Source organism: Streptomyces lacrimifluminis (assembly GCF_014646095.1).
Lineage (GTDB): Bacteria > Actinomycetota > Actinomycetes > Streptomycetales > Streptomycetaceae > Streptomyces > Streptomyces lacrimifluminis.
This window is the reverse complement of the sequence record NZ_BMMU01000096.1, coordinates 1-2,458: the sequence shown is the minus strand read 5'-3', so window position 1 is coordinate 2,458 and position 2,458 is coordinate 1. Positions and strand designations below refer to the sequence as shown.

The window sequence follows — 2,458 nt, the reverse complement described above, 5'->3', positions numbered from 1 at the left end:
CCATGGTCCTGGACGAGCTGACCCGCGGCCTTGACCTGGACGCCTTCATTCTCTTCTCCTCCGTCGTCGGCACCTTCGGCCGCGCCGGGCAGGGCAGCCTGGCGGCCGGCAATGCCCACTTGGACGCCATCGCCCAGCGGCGCAAGCAGCTCGGCCTCCCCTCCACCTCCTTGTCCTGGGGCCCCTGGAACGCCGGGGGTGTCGCCGGCGGCGAGATCAGCGACCAGTTGCGCCGACGCGGACTGCTTCCCATGGATCCGGAGCTGGCGCTCACTGCCTTGGCCGAGGCCGTGGGCAGTGGCGAGCCGGCCCTGACCGTGGTGGACGCGGACTGGGAGCGGTACGCCCCCACCCTCACCGCCACCCGGCCCAGCCCTCTGATCGGCGACCTGCCCGACGTACAGAATGCTCTGAGGAATTCGGCCGGTACGTCCGGTGAAGCCGACGACGCGAACGGAGGCTCGTCACCCCTGGCCCAGCGGCTCGCCGGGCTCAGCGAGGCCGAGTGCGAGCGTGAACTCCTGGAGCTCGTCAAGGCGCAGGCCGCTGCCGTGCTGGGCCACGCGTCCGCCGACTCGGTGCACGCGAGCCGCCCCTTCAAGGACATCGGCTTCGACTCGCTGACCGCGGTCGAACTGCGCAACCGGCTCAACACGGTCACTGGCCTGCGGTTGCCCGCGACCCTCGTCTTCAACCACCCTTCGCCCAAAGCCCTGGCACGCTATCTCCACGGTGAAGTGGTCGGCGCCGTTCCGGGCAGCGACATCGCCGTCCCGGCCGTGCGCCCGGCGCTGCCCGCCGACGACGACCCGATCGCGATCGTGTCGACGGCCTGCCGCTATCCGGGTGGCGTGAGCACCCCTGAAGAACTGTGGCAGCTGGTGTCCACGGGCGGCGACGCTGTCTCGCCCTTCCCTGCCGACCGCGACTGGGACCTGGAGGCCCTCTACGACGCCGACCCCGAGCAGACCGGTACGTCCTATGTACGCGAGGGTGGATTCCTGCACGGCGCGGCGGAGTTCGACCCGGAGTTCTTCGGAATCTCACCGCGTGAGGCCCAGGCGATGGACCCGCAGCAGCGGCTGCTGCTGGAGACCTCCTGGGAGGCATTCGAACGCGCGGGCATCGACCCCACCTCCGTACGCGGCGACCAGGCCGGTGTCTTCATCGGCGTGGCCTCGCAGGACAGCTACGGACCGCGCATGAGTGAGGCCCCCGAGGGCTTCGAGGGCTATCTGCTGACCGGCACCGCCGCGAGCGTGGTCTCGGGCCGCGTCGCCTACACCTTCGGCCTGGAGGGCCCGGCTGTCACGGTAGACACGGCGTGTTCGTCGTCGCTGGTCGCGTTGCACATGGCGGCTCAGTCGCTGCGCAGCGGCGAGTGCACCCTGGCCCTCGCAGGCGGCGTGACGATCATGGCCTCGCCGGGCACTTTCGTGGAGTTCAGCCGCCAGCGCGGGCTGGCGACGGACGGGCGCTGCAAGGCGTTCTCCAACACCGCCGACGGCACAGGCTGGGCGGAGGGCGTTGGCGTCCTGCTGCTTGAGCGGCTCTCCGACGCGCGGCGGAACGGCCACAAGGTATTGGCTCTGGTACGAGGCACGGCGACCAACCAGGACGGCGCCAGTAACGGCCTGACCGCCCCCAACGGACTCTCTCAGGAACGCGTCATCCGGCAGGCATTGGCGAACGCCGGTCTGTCGGCGGCCGAGGTGGATGCGGTGGAGGCTCACGGTACGGGCACGAAGCTCGGTGATCCGATCGAGGCGCAGGCGCTGCTCGCCACGTACGGGCAAGAGCGCGAGCCTGAACACCCGCTGTGGCTAGGCTCGTTGAAGTCCAACATCGGGCATGCGCAGGCTGCGGCCGGCGTCGGCGGCGTGATCAAGATGGTCATGGCGATGGAGCACGGCGTACTGCCGAAGACGCTCCACGTGGACGAGCCGTCCCGGCACGTCGACTGGGATGCGGGCGGGGTGTCGCTACTCATGGACGAGCGGACGTGGCCCGAGACCGGGCGCCCGCGTCGGGCCGGAGTCTCCTCGTTCGGCGTGAGCGGTACGAACGCGCACGTGATCATCGAGCAGGCGCCGACCGCCGATGCTGCTGAGCCGGCCGCGGAGTCCTCGTCCCCTGCGGCAGGTGTGGTGCCCTGGGCGCTCTCGGGCCGCGGCCAGAAGGCGCTGCGTGCCCAGGCTGCACGTCTGCTCGCCCATGTCGAGGCACATCCTGAGCTCAACCTCGCCGAGATCGCGTTCTCTCTCGCGACCACTCGTGCGGCGGTGGAGGACCGTGCGGTCGTCGTCGCAGACGACCGTGTTGCCTTCCTCGACTCGCTGCGCGCGCTCGCGAACGGCGAGGAGACCGCGGACCTGATACAGGGCAGCGCCGGAGACTCCGGTGGCGGGGTGGCGTTTTTGTTTGCGGGGCAGGGTGCGCAGCGGTTGGGGATGGGTCG

1 protein-coding gene is annotated in these 2,458 nt (G+C 70.3%); it reads left to right on the top strand.

Annotated elements, in window-relative coordinates:
• On the top strand, positions 1 to 2,458 hold a 2,458-nt coding region (locus IEY89_RS40030), incomplete at both ends, for a type I polyketide synthase (RefSeq protein ID WP_189152435.1).